23 protein-coding genes are annotated in these 18,357 nt (G+C 71.1%); 13 read left to right on the forward strand and 10 right to left on the reverse strand.

Going from position 1 to position 18,357, the window contains the following annotated elements; all coding sequences use genetic code 11:
- Positions 1-44 precede the first annotated feature (44 nt).
- From ACFQS1_RS21150 to ACFQS1_RS21165, 4 genes are read right to left on the reverse strand one after another with little or no spacing between them, the layout of a single operon-like run.
- A complete protein-coding gene (locus tag ACFQS1_RS21150) occupies positions 45-1,232 on the reverse strand; it encodes an ABC transporter permease (RefSeq protein ID WP_378970920.1) in 1,188 nt (395 codons plus the stop codon).
- Complete coding sequence (locus ACFQS1_RS21155; RefSeq protein ID WP_378970922.1) at positions 1,216-1,929, reverse strand: ABC transporter ATP-binding protein; 714 nt, start codon at positions 1,927-1,929, stop codon at positions 1,216-1,218. The genes ACFQS1_RS21150 and ACFQS1_RS21155 overlap by 17 nt, the downstream gene beginning before the upstream one ends.
- On the reverse strand, positions 1,926-2,978 hold the full coding sequence (locus ACFQS1_RS21160) for a peptidoglycan-binding protein (protein WP_378970924.1): 1,053 nt from the start codon (positions 2,976-2,978) through the stop codon (positions 1,926-1,928). The genes ACFQS1_RS21155 and ACFQS1_RS21160 overlap by 4 nt, the downstream gene beginning before the upstream one ends.
- A complete protein-coding gene (locus tag ACFQS1_RS21165; protein ID WP_378970927.1) occupies positions 2,975-3,550 on the reverse strand; it encodes a hypothetical protein in 576 nt (191 codons plus the stop codon). The genes ACFQS1_RS21160 and ACFQS1_RS21165 overlap by 4 nt, the downstream gene beginning before the upstream one ends.
- A gap of 111 nt (positions 3,551-3,661) precedes the next feature.
- Here ACFQS1_RS21165 and ACFQS1_RS21170 point away from each other — a divergent pair, with 111 nt between their 5' ends.
- Both ACFQS1_RS21170 and ACFQS1_RS21175 read left to right on the forward strand, forming a co-directional pair.
- The gene (locus tag ACFQS1_RS21170; RefSeq protein WP_378970929.1) at positions 3,662-4,318 is read left to right on the forward strand and encodes a response regulator transcription factor; all 657 of its coding nucleotides are present in this window, start codon (positions 3,662-3,664) and stop codon (positions 4,316-4,318) included.
- Positions 4,315-5,445 carry a sensor histidine kinase gene (locus ACFQS1_RS21175; protein ID WP_378970931.1) on the forward strand — a complete coding sequence of 377 codons (1,131 nt, stop codon included), beginning with the start codon at positions 4,315-4,317 and terminating at the stop codon, positions 5,443-5,445. The genes ACFQS1_RS21170 and ACFQS1_RS21175 overlap by 4 nt, the downstream gene beginning before the upstream one ends.
- Positions 5,446-5,448: 3 nt before the next feature.
- Here the strand turns inward: ACFQS1_RS21175 and ACFQS1_RS21180 are convergent, their stop codons facing one another.
- On the reverse strand, positions 5,449-6,315 hold the full coding sequence (locus tag ACFQS1_RS21180; protein ID WP_378970933.1) for a DMT family transporter: 867 nt from the start codon (positions 6,313-6,315) through the stop codon (positions 5,449-5,451).
- 176 nt (positions 6,316-6,491) lie between these two features.
- Here ACFQS1_RS21180 and ACFQS1_RS21185 point away from each other — a divergent pair, with 176 nt between their 5' ends.
- Positions 6,492-7,406 (forward strand): aminoglycoside phosphotransferase family protein, encoded by a 915-nt coding sequence (locus ACFQS1_RS21185; protein WP_378970935.1) that lies wholly within the window; start codon positions 6,492-6,494, stop codon positions 7,404-7,406.
- Positions 7,407-7,574: 168 nt separating this feature from the next.
- Positions 7,575-8,792, forward strand: coding sequence for a phosphoglycerate dehydrogenase (gene serA / locus ACFQS1_RS21190; protein WP_378970938.1), 1,218 nt, complete (start codon positions 7,575-7,577; stop codon positions 8,790-8,792).
- 6 nt (positions 8,793-8,798) lie between these two features.
- Here the strand turns inward: serA and ACFQS1_RS21195 are convergent, their stop codons facing one another.
- Positions 8,799-9,527, reverse strand: coding sequence for a hypothetical protein (locus tag ACFQS1_RS21195; protein ID WP_378970940.1), 729 nt, complete (start codon positions 9,525-9,527; stop codon positions 8,799-8,801).
- Here ACFQS1_RS21195 and ACFQS1_RS21200 point away from each other — a divergent pair.
- A complete protein-coding gene (locus tag ACFQS1_RS21200; protein WP_378970943.1) occupies positions 9,520-10,089 on the forward strand; it encodes a hypothetical protein in 570 nt (189 codons plus the stop codon). The genes ACFQS1_RS21195 and ACFQS1_RS21200 overlap by 8 nt on opposite strands.
- Before the next feature lie 179 nt (positions 10,090-10,268).
- Here the strand turns inward: ACFQS1_RS21200 and ACFQS1_RS21205 are convergent, their stop codons facing one another.
- A complete protein-coding gene (locus tag ACFQS1_RS21205) occupies positions 10,269-10,925 on the reverse strand; it encodes a response regulator (protein WP_378970946.1) in 657 nt (218 codons plus the stop codon).
- A 220-nt stretch (positions 10,926-11,145) separates the two neighbouring features.
- Between ACFQS1_RS21205 and ACFQS1_RS21210 the strand changes: the two genes are divergently transcribed.
- The 4 genes from ACFQS1_RS21210 to ACFQS1_RS21225 all read left to right on the forward strand — a co-directional run bounded on the left by ACFQS1_RS21210 (position 11,146) and on the right by ACFQS1_RS21225 (position 14,535).
- Entirely contained in the window at positions 11,146-11,640 is a 495-nt protein-coding gene (locus tag ACFQS1_RS21210; RefSeq protein WP_378970948.1) for a hypothetical protein, read from the forward strand.
- Positions 11,641-11,676: 36 nt separating this feature from the next.
- On the forward strand, positions 11,677-12,267 hold the full coding sequence (locus tag ACFQS1_RS21215) for a class I SAM-dependent methyltransferase (RefSeq protein ID WP_378970951.1): 591 nt from the start codon (positions 11,677-11,679) through the stop codon (positions 12,265-12,267).
- A 94-nt stretch (positions 12,268-12,361) separates the two neighbouring features.
- Positions 12,362-12,835: a MarR family winged helix-turn-helix transcriptional regulator gene (locus ACFQS1_RS21220; protein WP_378970953.1), complete on the forward strand. Its 474-nt coding sequence runs from the start codon at positions 12,362-12,364 to the stop codon at positions 12,833-12,835.
- Entirely contained in the window at positions 12,832-14,535 is a 1,704-nt protein-coding gene (locus ACFQS1_RS21225) for an MDR family MFS transporter (protein ID WP_378970955.1), read from the forward strand. The genes ACFQS1_RS21220 and ACFQS1_RS21225 overlap by 4 nt, the downstream gene beginning before the upstream one ends.
- Positions 14,536-14,630: 95 nt before the next feature.
- Here the strand turns inward: ACFQS1_RS21225 and ACFQS1_RS21230 are convergent, their stop codons facing one another.
- On the reverse strand, positions 14,631-14,819 hold the full coding sequence (locus ACFQS1_RS21230; protein WP_378970957.1) for a hypothetical protein: 189 nt from the start codon (positions 14,817-14,819) through the stop codon (positions 14,631-14,633).
- 281 nt (positions 14,820-15,100) lie between these two features.
- Between ACFQS1_RS21230 and ACFQS1_RS21235 the strand changes: the two genes are divergently transcribed.
- Positions 15,101-15,295, forward strand: coding sequence for a hypothetical protein (locus ACFQS1_RS21235; protein ID WP_378970959.1), 195 nt, complete (start codon positions 15,101-15,103; stop codon positions 15,293-15,295).
- 13 nt (positions 15,296-15,308) lie between these two features.
- Here the strand turns inward: ACFQS1_RS21235 and ACFQS1_RS21240 are convergent, their stop codons facing one another.
- Together ACFQS1_RS21240 and ACFQS1_RS21245 are read right to left on the reverse strand one after the other, a co-directional pair.
- Positions 15,309-15,806, reverse strand: coding sequence for a DUF1360 domain-containing protein (locus tag ACFQS1_RS21240; RefSeq protein WP_378971158.1), 498 nt, complete (start codon positions 15,804-15,806; stop codon positions 15,309-15,311).
- A gap of 33 nt (positions 15,807-15,839) precedes the next feature.
- Positions 15,840-16,067, reverse strand: coding sequence for a DUF6158 family protein (locus ACFQS1_RS21245; protein WP_378970962.1), 228 nt, complete (start codon positions 16,065-16,067; stop codon positions 15,840-15,842).
- A gap of 162 nt (positions 16,068-16,229) precedes the next feature.
- Here ACFQS1_RS21245 and ACFQS1_RS21250 point away from each other — a divergent pair, with 162 nt between their 5' ends.
- The 3 genes from ACFQS1_RS21250 to ACFQS1_RS21260 all read left to right on the forward strand — a co-directional run bounded on the left by ACFQS1_RS21250 (position 16,230) and on the right by ACFQS1_RS21260 (position 18,326).
- Positions 16,230-16,658 (forward strand): hypothetical protein, encoded by a 429-nt coding sequence (locus ACFQS1_RS21250; RefSeq protein WP_378970964.1) that lies wholly within the window; start codon positions 16,230-16,232, stop codon positions 16,656-16,658.
- A gap of 14 nt (positions 16,659-16,672) precedes the next feature.
- Positions 16,673-16,990: a DUF3817 domain-containing protein gene (locus tag ACFQS1_RS21255; RefSeq protein WP_378970967.1), complete on the forward strand. Its 318-nt coding sequence runs from the start codon at positions 16,673-16,675 to the stop codon at positions 16,988-16,990.
- A gap of 409 nt (positions 16,991-17,399) precedes the next feature.
- Positions 17,400-18,326 (forward strand): C40 family peptidase, encoded by a 927-nt coding sequence (locus ACFQS1_RS21260; RefSeq protein ID WP_378970969.1) that lies wholly within the window; start codon positions 17,400-17,402, stop codon positions 18,324-18,326.
- Positions 18,327-18,357 lie beyond the last annotated feature (31 nt).

The raw sequence follows: 18,357 nt of genomic DNA on the forward strand, positions 1-18,357 counted from the left end.
CGGCGGTATAGCTGACAAGTCGCGTCAGCTATACCGCCACCAGCTCACGCCGCGGCCAGCGCCTCGGTCGGCGCCAGGCGCGCGGCCCGGATGGCCGGATAGAGGCCGGCGATCGCGCCGATCACGACCGTCGCGCCGACGCCGCCGCCGAGCGCCCACAGCGGCACCACGGTGGGCCAGCTCTGGGTGGCCGCATAGATGCCGGTCACCACGCATCCGAGCAGCACCCCGGCCACCCCGCCCAGCAGCGACAGCAGCAGCGACTCCATGACGAACTGGCTGCGGACCTGGCCCCTGGTGGCGCCCAGCGACCGCCGCAGGCCGATCTCCGCCCGCCGCTCGAGCACCGAGATGACCATGGTGTTGGCCACCCCGATCCCGCCGACCAACAGCGCGACCGCCCCGAGACCGAGCAGCAACGCGGTGAAGGTCGCGTTCGCGGTGCGCTGGGCGGCCAGGGCGTCCGACGGCTTCGAGACCTTCACCTCGTTCGGGTTCTCCGGGTTCGCGGTGGGGGCCAGCACCGCCCGCACCGCCTCGACGTGGGAGTCGACGGCCCGGGTGTAGACCGTGGTCGGATGACCGTCGAAGCCCAGATAGGACGCGGCGGCCGGCCACCCCACCAGCACCGAGGAGTCGAGCTCCGGCGCGAGCGGCACGGGATCCAGCACCCCGACCACGGTCCACCAGCGCCCGAGCATGTATACGGCGGGCACGTCGCCGAGCCGCCGGGCCGCGTCCGAGCCCAGCACGACCGCCGGGTATCGCGAGGTCGCGGCGTTGAGCCAGGTCCCGTCGGCGAGCTTGGCGCCGACCGTCCGGAGCAGGTCCAGCTCGGCCGCGACGACCCCGAGACCCCCGGTCTGGCCCGCCGGGATCCGGTCGGTCCGGTACACGTGCGCCCCGTCGACCGCGCCGGTGGCGGTGGCCGACAGGACCGGCGCGATCCGCCGGATCATCGGCACCGACGTGTCCGGCAGCTTCGCCTCCTTGCCGAACATGGTCTGGCCGGGCGTGACCGTCAGCATGTTGGTGCCGAGCGCCGCGAGCGCCCGGTCGAGATCCGCGTGGCTGGACGACGAGATCCCCACGACGGCGGTCATCGCGGCGATCCCGATCGCGATCCCGAGCGCCGACAGCACCGCGCGCAGCGGACGAGCGCGCAATCCGGTCCCGCCCAGCCGGAGCAGGTCCGCGGCGCGCATGCGGGCCGGGCTAAGCGGCGCGGGCATCGGCGGCCACCTCCCCGTCGCGCATGGGCACCCGCCGCGGCAGGCTGTCGGCGATCTCGTGGTCGTGGGTGATCACCAGAACGGTCGTCCCGCTCGCGTTCAGCTCCCGCAGCAGCTCGACCACGCCGGCGCCGGACACCGAGTCCAGGTTCCCGGTCGGCTCGTCGGCAAGCAGCACGGCGGGGTCGCCCGCGACGGCACGGGCGATGGCGACTCGCTGACGCTCGCCGCCGGAGAGCTGGTGGGGGCGGTGGGTGAGCCGGTCGCCCAGGCCGACCCGGACGAGGGCGGCCTCCGCGCGCCACTCACGCTCCTTTTTCGGTACGCCCGCGTAGAGCAGCCCATCGGCCACATTGGCCACCGCGTCACGCCCCGGCGCCAGGTGGAACTGCTGGAACACGAAGCCGATCCGCCGGGCCCGCAGCGCCGAGAGCTGCCGGTCGGAGAGCGTCGCCACGTCGTGCCCGTCGATCCGCACGGTGCCCCGCGACGGCCGGTCCAGCGTGCCGATCAGGTGCAGCATCGTGGACTTGCCGGAGCCGGACGGGCCGACGATCGCGACCAGCTCGCCGTACTCGACGGCCAGGTCGACCGACCGGACCGCGGTGACCCCGCCCGGGTAGGTCTTGGTGACGCCGGTGAGCTCGATGACCCGGCCCCCGGCGTCGGCGGCGGACATCTCCGTCACCGCGCTCATACCGGCATCCCGACCTTCATGCCGGCGGCCAGGCCGGCGCCGGTGATCTCGACCTTGCCGTCGGCGAACAGGCCGGTCTCGACCGCGACGACCTTCGTGGTGGCGCCGTCCACGACCTGGACGCCGTACCCGCCCTCGGAAAGCGCCAGCAGCGCCGCGACCGGAACGGTGAGCACGTCCCGGCGCTCGGCGGCGACGAAGTCGACCGAGACGGCCGCGTCGTCCATGCCCTTGGGCGCGCCCGCGAAGCTGATCGTCACCTCGATCAGCGTGGTGTCCTCCTGGTCGCCCTGGCCCTCCTGCACGGTGGTGCCGACCTTGACGATCTTGCCGGGTACCTCGGTGCCGTCGGGCATCCCGACCCGCACGGTGGCGCCCGGCTTGGCGAGGCGCTGCGCGTCCATCGTCAGATCGACGGTGGCGACCAGCGCGGTGCCGGTGTACTTCAGCAGGTCCGCGCCCGGCTGCACGACCGCGCCCGTCGCGGAGGTCTGCGCATCGACGCGGACGGCCGCCGGGGCGTACCAGATCTGGCTCGTCTCGACCGTGCCCGTCTCGCTCCGGCCGAGATCGTCCTGCCATTCCCGCACCGCGTCAGCGGTGGCGGCGGTGAACCTGTCGTCGACCGTGAAGCCCCGATAGCCCAGCGCCCACAGGTTCTTCTCGAACTGCTCGACGTCGGCGCCCGTCACCCCGCTGCGCAGGGTGCGGTAGGCGGGAAGTGTGCCGTAGAGCAGCACGACCGGCCGGTTGTCGAGCTTGTAGAGCGGCTTGCCGCGGCGCACCGTCGCGCCGGCCGCGGGTAACCAGGTCACCGTGCCGCTGCCGCGCGTGGCGAGCGTGGTCGTGCTGCCGTGGCCGAGCGTCCCGTCGTGCGTTTCCCGGTCGACCAGCGTCTCCTTCCGGATGTCGGCCGTGTTCGCGACCGCCGGCCGGTCCGGGGAAGCGCTGCTCTCCGCGTCCGGCAGATTGAACGCGGTGACCGCGGCGGCGACCGCTCCGACCGTGACGACCCCGGCGACCACGCCGGCCTTGCGCCGGGCGCTCATGCGGCCCGCCCCACGGTGCCGGCGCCCCCGGAGTGCTTCTCGGTGTGTTTCGCCCCATCGGGCGCGTATTTCGAGCACGCCTGCTCGGCCTTGTCGAAGGTCGGATCACCGGGGCCGGTGCCGATCTTCCCCCCGTCGAGGGCGATCCCGCCGTTCGGGTCGGGGTCGGGGAACTTCGCGACGCCGTTCTCCCGCATGCATTTGGCCATGTCGCGGGCCCGCTGCAGATCCTCGGCGCTGAGCTTGGGCGGATTGCCGCCGTTCGGCATGTACTTCTTGCACGCCTCGTGGGCGGCCTCGACCTTCGCGCGGTCGGTGCCCTTCGGGATCGCGACCGACATCTTCCCGTGGCTCGGGTCCGGGAACCACGGAAGTCCGTGCTCCCGCATGCACCTCGAGAACTTCAGCGGCGCGTCCGGGTCCTCCGACTGGCTCGGGCGGGGACTCGCGCTCGCCGTCTTGTCGCCCTGGTTGGCGCTGGCCACCTGCGGATCGTTCGCCGCGGTCCGCGCGCAGCCTGCCACCGGCAACGCCAGCATCAGGGCGAGCGCCGCGACCGTCCGGGTTCGCATTGAGGTCTCCTTCCATCTCGTGGAGAGGAAGTAGAGCGAAACGGAGGTTTCCCGGCCGTCACGGAAAAGCGTGACGCCGAGTTGACGCCCCGGCGCGGCACCATGGAAGGCATGCGGATCCTGGTGGTCGAGGACGAGCCGCTGCTCGCGGACGCGGTGGCGCAGGGGTTGCGCCACGAGGCGCATGCGGTCGACATCGCGTACGACGGCGCCGCCGCCCTCGAACGCATCGACGTCAACGACTACGACGTGGTGGTGCTCGACCGCGACCTGCCGGTGGTGCACGGCGACGACGTCTGCGGCTTCCTGAGCGCGAAGGGCGGCGCGACCCGCATCCTGATGCTGACCGCGGCGGCCGGCATTGACGACCGGGTCAACGGCCTGGCCCTCGGCGCCGACGACTACCTGCCCAAGCCGTTCGCCTTCCGGGAGCTGTCCGCCCGGGTCACCGCGCTCGGCCGGCGCGCCCGCCCGGCCGCCCCGCCGATCCTGCGCCGCGCCGGGATCAGCCTCGACCCCCACCGCCGCGAGGTGTATCGCGACGGGCGCTACGTGCCGCTGTCCCGCAAGGAGTTCGCCGTGCTGGCCGAGCTGCTGCGCGCCGACGGGACGGCAGTATCGGCCGAGACGCTGCTGGAGAAGGCCTGGGACGAGAACGCGGATCCGTTCACCCACGCCGTACGCATGACGATTTTGAAATTGCGCCGCAAGCTGGGCGATCCGCCCGTGGTGCTCACCGAGCCGGGAGTGGGGTACCGGATCTCATGAGGCTCACCGTCCGCACCCGGCTCACCCTCGTGTACGGCGGCCTGTTCGTGCTGGCCGGCATGGTGCTGCTCGGCGCCACCTACATCCTGATGCAGCAGCGGCTGCCGATGGTCGCCGGCGAGGCCTCCCGCGCCACCCCGCCCGAAGGCGCGGTCTTCGACGGCCCGCAGAACGCCACCTTCGTCCAGAAGGTCATCGACGGCACCCAGAGCTCCGCGCTGCACACCATGCTCACTCAGGGGCTGATCGCGCTGGCCGTGGTCAGCGCGGCCGCGATCGCCCTCGGCTGGCTGATCGCCGGCCGGATGCTGCAGCCGCTGCACCAGATCACCGCGACGGCGCGCCGCATCGCCGAAGCGCCGCCGGACGCCGACCGCGGCCTGCACGAGCGCATCGCCCTGACCGGCCCGTCGGACGAGATCAAGGAGCTGGCCGACACCTTCGACGTCATGCTGGCCCGGCTCGACCACTCCTTCGACGGCCAGCGCCGCTTCATCGCGAGCGCCTCCCACGAGCTGCGCACCCCGCTGACCCTCAACCGCACGCTGCTGGAGGTCGCGCTGGCCGCGGAGGCGCCGTCCGAAGAGGTACGCCAGCTGGGCACCACCCTGCTGGCCATCAACGACCGGCACGGCCGCCTGATCGACGGGTTGCTGCTGCTGGCGCAGTCGGACCGGCCGGTGAGCGAGCGCTCCTTCGTCGACCTGGCCGACATCGTCGACCACGTGGCGGTCTCGGACACGGTCAAGGTGATGGCCGAGCCGGCGGAGGCGCCGGTCGCGGGCAACCCGGTGCTGCTGGAGCGCCTGGTGCAAAACCTGGTGGAGAACGGCGAACGCCACAATCTGCCGGTCAACGGGTGGGTACGGGTGCGCAGCCTGGCCCGGCCGGACGGCTGGGTCGTGCTCGAGGTGAGCAACTCGGGGCCGGTGATCCCGCGCTACGAGGTGCCGGGGCTGTTCGAGCCGTTCCGCCGGTACAACGCCGAGCGGGTGCACTCGCCCGGGGCGGGGCTGGGGCTTTCGATCGTCCGGGCGATCGCGCGGGCACACGGCGGCGACGTGGTCGCGGGGGCCCGCGACGAGGGCGGCCTGATCGTCACGGTGACCATGCCCCGGGCGGTCTAGGAACTACTGCACCACGGACGCGGCCGAGCTGCCCGGCCGCGACTCGTCGGCGGCCCGGGGCGATGTGGTGCGGCGGGCGAGACCGATCACGCCCAGGGTCATGACGGTCCCGGCGAGCGCGACCACCACGAGCCCGGCCGTGCCGAAACGGAAGCTCTCGTCGAAGAGGATGACGCCGGCGACGGCGGCCACGACCGGGTTGGCGACGCTCACCGTGGCCAGCGGGGTGGCCAGCCCGGCGCCCCGGTAGGAGAGCTGGACCAGCAGGTAGCCGCCGACGCCCAGCAGCACGACCATCCCGGCGAGGAGCATCGAGACGGCTCGGACGCCGTGCTGGGTGAAGGACGCCAGCACCGCCTTCGACAGCACCGACGAGATGCCGAAGGCGACGCCGGCGGCGGTGGCCAGCAGCACCGCTCGCCAGCGGGCCGAATGGGCGATCGTGGCGACGGTGGTGAGGGCGCCGACCACGGCGAGTGTCAGAAACGCGACATACCGGCCGGAGGTCTCGGTGAGCAGGGCCGGCGCCGGGGACTCGACCGAGAGCGACATGATCAAGGACAGGCCGATCACGGTGAGAGCGGCGTCGATCCAGGCGGGGACGCTGATGCGTACGCGATAGCGCAGCACCGAGACCGGCAGGGCGAACAGCAGCGTCAGCGTGCCCAGCGCCTGCACCACCGCGACCGTGCCGAAGTTGAGCGCGAGAATGTGCAGGCCGACGCCCCCCGCGGTGAGCAGCAGCGCCACCGCCCAGCGAGCCAGACCGCGATGGCCATGCTCGGCCAGCCGCTCCTGAGCCACGGCCGCGCCCGCATAGCTCGCCGCCGACAGGATCGACAGTGCGACAGCCCACGCCAGTGACCCCATGGACACCCCTCTTCGAGCTTGCCTCACCGACCCGGCCATGAGCCCGGCGAAAACGCGGATTCTTCGCGTCATCCCCCGGAGGTAAAGATCCTGCCGCAGTTGTAGTACCCCATGGGGGCGCGGTGCCACGAGAATTCGGGTCGCCGACCTCCCGCGCCTCTGCCACGATCGGGCGCATGACGCAGGCGACGAGGGTCCGGATCGGCTGGCGCGACCTGCCCGAGGCCGTGCGCTCCCGGTCCGAGCAGATCATCGGCGGCCGGGTGGTGGCCGCGCATTCCCAGCCGGGTGGCTTCTCCCCCGGCAGCGCCGACCGGGTCGTCACCGACTCCGGGCGCCGCGCCTTCGTCAAGGCCGTCACCCCGGCGGTCAACGAGCGCTCGGCCGAGCTCGCCCGGCAGGAGATGCGCATCACCTCGGCAATGCCCGGCGACGCCCCGGTCCCCCGCATGCTGGGCGGCTTCGACGACGGGCAATGGGTGGTGCTGATCCTCGAGGACATCGACGGCACCCACCCGCGTACCCCGTGGGTGGAGAGCGAGATCGACGCGGCCGTCACCACTCTGCGCGAGCTGGCCGCGGCGGTCACGCCCTCGCCGGTGCCCGGCGTGCCGTCCGCGGCCGACAACCTCGCCGGCGACTTCGCCGGGTGGGACAGGATCGCCGCCGATCCGCCGGCCGACCTCGACCCCTGGGCCGCCGGGCACCTCGGCGAGCTGCGTGCCGCGGCCGCGCGGGGGCTCGCCGCCGCCGCCACCGGCGAGACGCTGGTGCACTGCGACATCCGCGCCGACAACCTGCTGATCCGGCGCGACGGCCGGATGATGGTCGTCGACTGGCCGTGGGGCTGCGTCGGGCCGGAGTGGTTCGACCGGCTGCTGCTCGGGCTCGACGTGCTGGCCAAGGGCGGCGACCCGTCCCGGGTCTTCGAGGGCATCGACGAGGGCACGGTGACCGACGTCATCGCGGCCATCGCGGGGATGTTCGAGCACATCTGCCGCCAGCCTCCGCCGCCCGGCATCCCCACCGTGCGCGCCTTTCAGAAGGCCGGCGCCGACGCGATCCGCCCGTGGCTGCGCGAGCGGCTGTGAGCCGAGCGCGGCCCCCGGCCGTATGCCACCGCGGGTAGTTACGGCCATCGCACCAGATGGGAGGTCCGGCACACCCGGCCGGACCGGGCCCGGCCGCGCACTAGGCTGGGGGAATCTGGGCTTCGACGTGGCGGCCCGACCGGCCACAAATGTCTCACGGAACGGAACATGATGATCGACCAGGCCAAGGTACGAGTCCTTCTGTTGGAGAGCATTCACCGCGATGCGGTGTCCCGGCTCGAGGCCGAGGGGTACCACGTCGAGTCCGTCCGCAACGCTCTGGACGAGGCCGAGCTCATCGAGCGCATCCAGGGCGTCCACCTGCTCGGCATCCGGTCCAAGACCAAGGTGACCGCCAAGGTGATCGAGTCGGCGGACAGCCTCGTCGCGATCGGGGCGTTCTGCATCGGCACCGACCAGATCGACCTGACCGCCGCGACCGCGGCCGGCGTCGCCGTCTTCAACGCGCCGTTCTCCAACACCCGCTCGGTGGTCGAGCTCGCGATCGCCGAGATCATCTCGATGACGCGCCGGCTCACCGAGAAGAACGCGCTGATGCACCAGGGCGTCTGGGACAAGTCGGCCGAGGGCGCCCACGAGATCCGCGGCCGCCGTCTTGGCATCGTCGGGTACGGCAACATCGGCACCCAGCTCTCGGTGCTCGCCGAAAACCTGGGCATGCACGTGTCCTTCTACGACACCGCCGACAAGCTGGCGCTGAGCAACGCGCACCGCTGCGCCTCGCTGGAGGAGCTGCTCGAGACGTCCGACGTGGTCACGCTGCACGTCGACGGCCGGCCCGGCAACGCCGGCTTCTTCGGCGCCGAGCAGCTCAAGCGGATGAAGCCGGGCGCGCTCTTCCTCAACCTGTCGCGCGGCATCGTCGTCGACCACGAGGCGCTGCGGGACGCGCTGACCAGCGGTCACCTGTCCGGCGCCGCGGTGGACGTCTTCCCGAAGGAGCCGAAGGGCCGGGGCGACGAGTTCGTCTCGGAGCTGCGTGGCCTGCCGAACGTGATCCTCACCCCGCACATCGGCGGCTCGACCGAGGAGGCGCAGTCCGACATCGGCGACTTCGTCGCCAACAAGCTGACCCACTTCGTGAAGGACGGCAACACGACGCTGAGCGTCAACCTGCCGTCGGTGGCGCTGCCCGAGCAGTCCGGGATGAGCCGGATCGTGCACGTCCACATCAACATGCCGGGGGTGCTCGCCCAGGTCAACAGCATCCTGGCGGAGCACCACGTGAACGTGGAGGGTCAGCTGCTGAGCACCCGCGGCGAGTACGGCTACCTGATCACCGACATCAGCGGCGGATACTCCGACGAGGTGCTCGATCAGCTGCGCGGCATGGAGCAGACGGTCCGCCTGCGGGTGCTCTCCTAGGGAAATCTAGGCGTTCTCGATGGTCAGCGCCGTGATCCGGGCGCCGGCCGTGACGTCGTAGCGGTCGGCTGTGTCCCAGCCCTTCGGGGTGAGGGTCGAGCCGGCCGCCACGTCCTTGAGGGTCTTCGACCCGGCCACCACGCTCTGGGCGCCGCCACCCACCTTGATGCGGACCGGATTGTCCGCCGGGGACTTGAGGATCAGCTTGTCCACGGCACCATTGATCTTCAGGGGCACGGTGCCGGACGGCTTGGCCAGGGTGACCTCGGCCTGCTTCATCGCCGCCACCATCTCGATCCCGCTGACCCGGCCGCCGCTGAGGTCGATCACCTGCTTCTCGGCGTACCCGGAGAAGCGCAGCTGCCAGCGCACCTTGGCGGCCAGCACCACCTCGATCTCCCCGCCGGTGCCGTCACCGTCCTTGCTGACCTGCAGCTTCACGTCGTCGTTGCGGATCGTCGGGCTGGGCCGGAAGCCGGCGTCGTCCGGTGTGGAGATGCGGTAGAGGTCGTCGCCGAGCTCACCGATGGTCACCCGCACCGAGTTGGCGCCGGCCAGCAGCTCGAAGCTGGCCTTGGTGCGCTTGTCGAGCGGCGCGGTCACCGTGCGCCCGGCGGTGGAGCTGCCGTTGCCGAGCGGGAGCACCGGGTCGGCGCCGGTGAAGTACATGACGCCGGCGATCGACCCGAGCACCAGGACGAGCGCGGTGAGCAGGCCGAGACCGACGGTGACCACGCGTGACTGCCGCGGGGCAGGCGGCGGGGCGGCGGCCGGCGGGTCACGGCGGGCGACGCGGCGCTCACCGGTATCGGTACGCCACGCGTTCGGTTCGCCGGACGGCGCGGCGGTCCGGCGTTCGGCCGTATCGCTGCGCCAGGCGTTGTGTTCTCCCGATGGCGCACGCTGGGCGTCGTCGGGATCGAGCCGGGCCGGCGGCGGCCAGCCGGCGGACGGCGGCGCGGGCGGCGCCGAGGTGGGGCCGTGCCGCACCGGCGAGATCGGATCGTCGGAGAAGCCGAACGAGGCCCGGGAGTTAGCGGCGGCGGGGGCGGCACCGGCGTTGGCCGCGGCAGCCGGCGCAAAAGCGGGGGCGGCACCGGCGCTGGGCGCGGCAGCCGGCGCAAAAGCCGCGGCAGCCGGCGCAAAAGCGGCAGCGGCGCCCGCAGCCGGCACGAAAGCGGCGTGCGCGGGAGCCGATGCCGGCCGAACGCCGGATGCGGGACCGGGCGACGCGGCGGGGATCTCGGTGCCGTCGGTGAACCAGGAGCCACCGGTGGTGGTCTCGGCCGGCGGATGAGCGATCGGCCGGCGATAGAGTGTGTCCCCACGCGAGTCGGCCGCAGCCACATCGGACGACGAGTCGCCAGCTGCTCGGTCCACGAGTCTCCCCTGTCGCAATGCCGGCCACCCGGCGTCCCCGACAGTGGTACGTATTTGCCGTTCTCCCGGATGAGTGCTGGCCGCAACTACTTGCAGTTACTGCCGGCCGGGCCGGATGAGCCCCCGCCGGGTCGCGATCGCCACCGCCTCGAGCTGGCTGTGCGCGCCGAGTTTGGCCAGCACCGCCTTCACGTAGCCGCGGCACGTGTGCAAGCTGATGCCGAGCCGCCGGGCGATCGCGCGAGCGTCCAATCCGGCCGCCATCAGATGCAGCACTTCGTCTTCCCGTACGGTGAGCCCGCTGCTACGCGGCGCGACCACCGGGGACTGACTGCGCAGCAGCCGGGCCAGGATGTCGGTCGACACGGTCATGCCGCCGCCGTGCGCGGTGCGCAGCGCGTTCAGCACGTCACCGAGCGCGCCGTTCTTGGAGAGAAAGCCGGCGGCGCCGGCCGCGGTCGCGCGGCCGACGAGCGCGCCCTCATCGCTGGCAGTGAGGATCACCACACGGGTGTCGGGCTGGCGCACCCGGATCAGCTCGGCGATCGCAATACCGTCCGCATCGGACAAGTCGGGATCGAGGAGGATCACGTCGGGTTGAAGCTGCTGCGCGAGCTGCAGGGCCTCGGCGCCGGTGCGCGCGTGCCCCACGTACTCGAGGTCGGGCTGACCTGCCAGAGCGTGTCCGAGCAGCTCGGCGAACGTCTGGTGGCCGTCGACGACGAGGACGCTGATCGCTTCGCCGTGTTTCATGCGCCACCTTTCAAACCGAACGGACCTCGGAAGTCTAAGGAGTATCCGCACCTATCTTTGCCCTACCAACAGCCTGCCGCGGCGACGGGGCGGATCCGTTCCGCCGGTACGCCCGGAAGCAGGATGAGGCCAAGCGGTCGCGATCACCAGTCTTTCGGTTGATGAGACCCCTAGCATTGGGCCTTGCCGGTCAACTTTGCCAGACGCAAAGTTTGCGTTCATGTTCGACATCCAGCTCTTCGGTCGCATCGAGGTCCGTACTCGGGGCGAGCGCCTCGCGGGCGCCGACTTCGGCGGCGACCGGCCACGCCACCTGCTCGCGCTGCTGGCGCTGCGGGGCGAGGCGTCCATCTCGGAGCTGGCCGACGTGCTGGGCACGGGCAAGAAGTCCGTCGAGGCCGACTTGTCGGTTCTTCGGGCGCACCTCGAACCTGGCATCAACCCGCGCGAATCGGTCATCCTCGCGCACCGCGGCCGCCTCCGCCTCGATCCCGACCGGGTCCGCATCGACGTGGCCCGCTTCGACGAGCTCATCGCTCTCGCCGCCGGCCGCGCGCCGGAGCGCGCCGTGAAGCCGCTCACCGCGGCGGCGTTCCTCGCCACCCGCCCGCTGCTCGAGGACGAGGACGAGCCGTGGGCCGCTGAGCTGCGCAACGAGTACCGCGCGAAGCTGATGATGGCCCGGCGGCCGGCGGCCGAGGTATCGGTTAAATAGCGCGCGCCGCTCCGGGCGGAAGAGCAGAATCGCCGGGTGCTGACCACGTTGCTGCCGGTGCCGCTGGCGCCGGAGATCTCGCTGCATCTCGCGGGCGGCGATGTCGGCCTCTTCGACCTGACCGGCGGCGAGTTCCGCAGCGACCGGCCGCCGCCGTTCTGGGCCTTCGTCTGGGCCGGCGGCCAGGCGCTGGCCCGCCACCTCCTCGACCACCCGGGGACGGTCCGCGGCAAAACGGTCGTCGACCTCGCGACCGGTTCCGGGGTGGCCGCGATCGCCGCCGCGATGGCCGGGGCCCGGCGGGTCGGAATCACCGATATCAACCCCGACGCGGTCGCCGCCGCGCACCGCAACGCCGCCGTCAACCACGTCACCGTGAGTGACGACGTTGTCGACCCGGACGTGATCTTGGCCGGCGATGTCTTCTACAGTCCGGCCGTCGCCCCGCAGATGATCGAACGGCTGCGGGCGGAGCGGCGGAAAGACCGGCTGGTCCTGGTTGGCGACCCCGGGCGAGGGTATTTCCCGGAGCGGCTGTTCGAGCCCCTGGCGGTGTACGTCGTGCCGGTCCCGCCCGCGCTCGAGGAGACCGAGGCACTCACCACGACGGTCTGGCGGATGCGATGAGCGTCACGCTTCGTCCGTCCGCCAAGAGAATGCTTTCACCAAGCAACAAGTTGTAGGCTGCACGCATCAATCGAACGCCGCGGAAAGAAACGCCATGACGGACAGAGCCGAAGCGCGGTTGGCCGACGAGATCATGCGATTCTTCCGGCTCGGCGCGCGAGCCAAGGGCATGCTCAACAGCGGAGAGCTGGGTGCGGAGTTCTCCGCGCTGATGCTGCTCTTCCCGCTGCGGTTCCTCGGCCCGATGCGCGTGACCGACCTCGCGGAGGCGAAACAGGCCGATCCGTCGACGGTCAGCCGGCAGGTCGCCCAGCTGGTCAAGGCGGGCCTGGCCCGCCGCGAGGCCGATCCCACCGACGGCCGGGCATCGCGCCTGGCGATCACCGACGCCGGGCTGTCCGCCTGCCGGAAGCTGCACGACGCTCGCGAGGTCTTCCTCGTCGAGGTGCTCAGCGGCTGGCCGGCCGAGCGCGTCGAAGCGTTCCTCGAGCTCTTTGTCGAATTCAACACCGCGGTCGAAGCACGTATCCGCAATCAGACCGCGCCACCCCAACGGGAGAACGCGTGAGTAACCCCAAGACCGCCGCGCCGCCCGCCGCAGGCTCCGCGGACTTCACCCACCGCCAGATCCTCACGGTTCTCGCCGGCCTGATGATGGGCATGTTCCTGGCCGCCCTGGACCAGACGATCATGGCAACCGCCACCCGGACGATCGCCGACGACCTGCGCGGCTTCGACCTCCAGGCGTGGGCCACCACGGCGTTCCTGATCACCTCGACGATCTCGACGCCGCTGTACGGCAAGCTCTCCGACATCTACGGCCGGCGGCCCTTCTTCCTGTTCGCGATCGGCATCTTCGTGATCGGCTCGATGCTCTGCGGGCTGTCGCAGAACATGTACGAGCTGGCCGCGTTCCGCGCGATCCAGGGCATCGGCGCCGGCGGCCTGATGTCGATGGCGCTGGCGATCATCGGCGACATCGTCCCGCCCCGCGAGCGAGCTCGCTACCAGGGCTTCTTCCTGGCGGTCTTCGGCACCGCCAGCGTCATCGGCCCGCTGCTCGGCGGCTTCTTCGCCGGCCAGGACTCGATCGCCGGCATCACCGGCTGGCGCTGGATCTTCTACCTGAACGTGCCGGTCGGCATCGCCGCGATGGTGGTGGTGGCCCGCGTGCTGCACCTGCCGCACCACCGCACCGACCACCGCATCGACTGGCCCGGCGCGCTCGCCCTGATCGTCGGCCTGGTGCCGCTGCTGACCGTCGCCGAGCAGGGCCGCGACTGGGGCTGGGACTCGCCCCGCGCGTTCGGCTGCTACATCGTCGGCGCGATCGGCATCGCCGCCTTCATCTTCGCCGAGCGGGCCTACGGCCACGAGGCGCTGTTGCCGCTGCGCCTGTTCCGCAACAAGACGGTCTCGGTCGGCGCCATCTCCAGCACGATCATCGGCATGGCCATGTTCGGCGGCCTGCTGACCGTCCCGCTGTACCTGCAGATCGTCAAGGGCTCCACGGCCACCGAGGCCGGCCTGCAGATGATCCCGTTCGTGATCGGCATCATGGCCGGCTCGATCACCTCCGGCCAGCTCATCGCCCGCACCGGCCGCTACCGGATCTTCCCGATCGTCGGCAGCGTCCTGATGGTCAGCGCGCTGGTGTTGTTCTCCCTGATCGGCGCGGACACCCCGCTGTGGAAGACCATGCTGATCATGGTGCTAATGGGACTCGGCCTGGGCGGCAACATGCAGCCGATGATCACCGCCGTGCAGAACGCGGTGAACCCGCGGGAGATCGGCGTGGCGACCAGCTCGGTCACCTTCTTCCGCTCGATGGGCGGCACGCTCGGCACGGCGATCTTCCTGTCCGTGCTGTTCAACGTCGTCGGCGGCAAGATCGCGACGGCCTACCAGAAGGCGCAGGACACCGCGGCCTTCCAGCAGTCGGTGGCCGCCGACCCGAGCCAGATGCAGACGCTCCAGCAGGCGCAGGGCAGCAGCGCGCTGAACGACACGTCGTTCCTCGAGAAGCTGTCGGCCGTCGTGTCGCACCCGTTCAAGGTCGGCTTCTCGGACGGCATCCAGATCGTCTTCATCCTGGCCGCCATCGTCATGGTGGTCGGCCTGATCGTGGTCTTCTTCCTGCCCGAGGTGCCGCTGTCGCAGCGATCCGCCCAGCAGCAGCGCGAGGCCGACATCCTGGCCGCCGAGAACAGCGACGGCGTCCCCGGCGAGGTCGGCGCCGGCCCGCTGCCCGACAAGATCAATCATTAAGGTCAAACCCGTTTCCGGGTACGCCCGGAGCACCGTCGCCACCGAGCCGGGACGCCCACGCGTCCCGGCTCTGTGGTCTCCCGGCTCGGTGCCCTCTACCGGGTGGTGTCGCCGGGCGCGGCGGCCTGGTCGGAGCGGCGGTTCTCGATCGCCTCGGGGTCGTCCTCGCGCCGGTCGGAATCGGCCAGGATCGCCTCCGCCTGCGCCCGCGGGTCGGCGCTGCCCGCCGCACGCTCCTCCGGCAGCAGCTCGGCCGCGCGTTGCTCGATCCGGTCATCGGTCATGGATGATCAAATACCCGGTCCCGGCGGGGGACGAAACACGTCCGCCGCCCCCGGGCGAACCGGAGGCGGCGGACGAGATGTCGGTGTGCATGTCGCCTCGCGGCGAAAGGCACGACACGGCTCCAGCCGAACGGTATTCCGTGAAGGCAAAGTGGTGAGGCCCGGGGACACTGGACACACCGACATCCGTTCACAACTGTCGGTCGCGCCCGCTGATTCCGTTAGCCACTGTGACCCACGCCACCGCGTTTACCGGGGACGGGCCGGGGTAGTCCCGACCCGTGACCGACGAATTCGACCAGCTCGACGCGTTCCTCGACGAGGCGTACGAGGGCCAGGAACGCCTGAGCAGTCTCGACCTCCAGCGCCGGGCGATCGCCGCCGGCCTGCCGGCCACCCTGCTGACCCGGGTCGACGCGCTCCCCGAGGGGGAGTACGCCCAGGACGAGGCGGCCGAGGCGCTGCGCCTGGCCTAGCCTTGCGCCTGGCCTAGCCTTCCGCCGCCTGCTTGGCGCGGTCGTAGGCCATCTGCAGGAAGTCGGAGGCGGCCGTGGCGGTCAGCGCGGTGGCCACCAGCCGGGTCAGCCGGGGCGCCAGGACCAGGCCGCCGGTGAGCCCGGTGGCGACCCAGACCGCCAGGCAGAACGGGCAGGTGATCAGCTCGCCCAGCCCGTGCCGGACCGAGCTGCCCTCGTCGCGCACCTCCTCGTTGAGCTCGGCGGCGCCGGCCGGCTCGGCGTAGCGGGCCAGCGGCGCCCGCAGCGGGCTCGCCACCGCGTCCTTGGCGATCAGGCGGCTGAGCTTGTGGGTGGCGATCGAGATCAGCAGCACATCGGCGAGCGCGGGACGGTCGGGGACCGGCCGCCCGGTGAGCTTCGCCGCGGCGGCCAGCCCGGCAGCGAGCGCGCCGAACGCGCCCATCGCCACCGCGTACCCGGCGAGGGGCCGGTGCTCGTGCGGCGCGTACTCCTGACCGACGCGTTCCATCCGGTCACGCAGCGACTCGGTCACGCGGGCTCCTCAGAAGTCCTGGGTGAGGCGGGAGGGGTCGACCTCGCGGCCCGGATAGCGGGTCATGTACTCGGTCTCCAGCTCGGCGGTACGCCGGAAGTGGTTGTCGAGGGCCGCGTCCGGGCCGTGCCGCAGCGTGGACATCCGGGCCCGGTAGAGGCTGGACAGCTCCCGGAACAGGTTCTCGTCGTCGAGCGTGGCCGGGTCCACGCCGATCTCGGTCTCGGCGTCCGTCATCGTGCACCTCCGTGTGGTCGGCGCCTGGCTTCACAGGCCATACCCGCTTGCCCGCGCCGACGGCGGGCAAACGTGCCGCCGGCACGCACCCCGACCGCCGGCAGCGCGCCCGCCGGTACGCACCCGGCGGCGGGCGGACGTGCCGCCGGTAGGCTCTTGTGCATGAAGGGGCTCTGGACGCCGGCGTGGATCGCGCGGCACGTCCTGGCGCTCGTCGCGATCGCGGGCTGCCTCGGGCTGGGCTGGTGGCAGTTCAGCCGGGCCAGCGGGGGCAACACGCTCAGCTGGGGCTACACGTTCGAGTGGCCGGTCTTCGCGGGCTTCTTCGCCTTCCTGTGGTATCGCGAGGTCCAGCTGGCCCGCAAACCGCCGAGGCCGGCCGACGAGGAACCGGACGATGAGCCCGAGAGGCTCCCAGGTTCGCCTGTTACGGTCGGCCGGCCGGTCCGGGTCGCGATCGACGCGCCGCCCGCCGAGGACGATCCCGAGCTGGCCGCCTACAACGACTATCTCGCCTGGCTCGCCGCCCACCCCGGCGCCCGCCCGGCCGATTACCCTCGCCATCAAAGCAAGCAGAGATCCAAGAAATAAAGGGACGTGGCACTGTGCAGGGAGCGCTCACCCGCTATCGGATCATCGCGTGGATCGTCGGCGTCTGCCTGCTCACGCTCGTCCTGGTCGGCATGCCGCTGAAGTACCTCGCCGACAACGACACCGTGGTGGCGATCGTCGGCCCCGCGCACGGCTTCCTGTTCATGGTCTACCTGGTGCTGACGTTCGACCTGGCGCGCCGGGCGGGGTGGCCGTTCCTCCGGATGCTCCTCGTGATGGCCGCCGGAACGATCCCCTTCCTCTCGTTCTGGGCGGAGCGTAAGGTCAGCCACGCGTGGGTTCCCGCCGACCTGGCGAAAAGTCCGGTTTAAGGCGTCGAATAACCCGCAGTCTTCGTCGAATGACAATGCGTTATCGGGATCAACGGCGCATATCTGGCCTTTCCTTAAATCCCCCGCAGAGACCTTGATTTTGTTTCGCGCATCGATAGGTTAATGCGGTTGGTCCGGTCCGCAGCCACATCCCTCGGTGGCGCCGGCCAGCGCCGCCCTATCGACGCGGCGATCGCGCGCGCCCTCCCCGGGGCGAGCGAGTCCGTCGCGCACGAGCCGGGAAACCGCGTTTCTGGGCTGGATCCGCGGAGCAGCCGGGCCTTCTTCCCGCCCACTGAACCGCCCGGATCCGGTGACAGCTGACCCGGTCGGCGGCCCGTAGCGGAAGAAAGGTCAGCAACCGGTGCCAACCCCCCGCACCAGGCTTCGGGCACTCTTGGCCTCGGCGATGGCGATCGCGATCACCGGATCCATGGCGACCGCGGCACACGCGGCGCCGTCCGAGACCGAGCTCAAGAAGCAGATCGAGACCGCCTCGAACCAGCTCGAGGACATCACCGAGTCGTACAACAAGCTCAAGATCGACCTGAACAAGACGGCGGCCGACCAGAAGGCGCTCCAGGCCTCGCTCGCGCCCGCCAAGGCCAAGCTCGTGGTCGCCGAGGCTCAGGTCGGCAGCATCGCCTCCCAGGCATACATGCAGGGCCGGGTGGGCCCGATGAGCGCGCTGCTGGGCAACCAGCAGGGCGGCCTGGTCGAGAAGATGAGCTACCTCGACATGATCAACCGCAACAATCAGCGGGACATCGACGCCTTCACCGAGACCACGCAGAACTTCGCCGACCGCCAGGCCGCCCTGAAGACCACGCAGGCCAAGCAGGCGGCGCAGCTCAAGGCGATGGACGCCCGCAAGAAGACGATCGAGGCGAACATCAAGAAGCTGCGCGCCATGCGGGAGCGGGCGTACGGCAGCGCCACCGAGAAGGGCGTCGCGGGCGCGGCCGGCCCGGCGCCGTCCATCTCCGGCAAGGCGGGCATCGCCGTCGACTTCGCGTACACGCAGGCGAACAAGCCGGCCTACTACGGGTACGGCGACGCGGGTCCCAACACGTTCGACTGCTCGGGCCTGACGATGGCCGCGTGGGCGAAGGCCGGGAAGTCGCTGCCGCACAACGCGGCCGCGCAGTACAGCGCCACCGCCCGGATCAGCAAGTCGCAGCTGGAGGCCGGCGATCTGGTGTTCTACCGCAGCCTCGGGCACGTCGGCCTGTACGTCGGCGGCGGCATGATCATCGACGCGTCCCGGGAGGGCGAGCCGGTCAAGAAGAGGTCGATCAACGTCATGACCCCGTACGGCTACGGACGAGTCAAGTAACCCCGAACGCAAGGAAGGCCGGTACCCCAGG

Origin of the sequence: Paractinoplanes rhizophilus (assembly GCF_042664765.1) — a bacterium.
Lineage (GTDB): Bacteria > Actinomycetota > Actinomycetes > Mycobacteriales > Micromonosporaceae > Actinoplanes > Actinoplanes rhizophilus.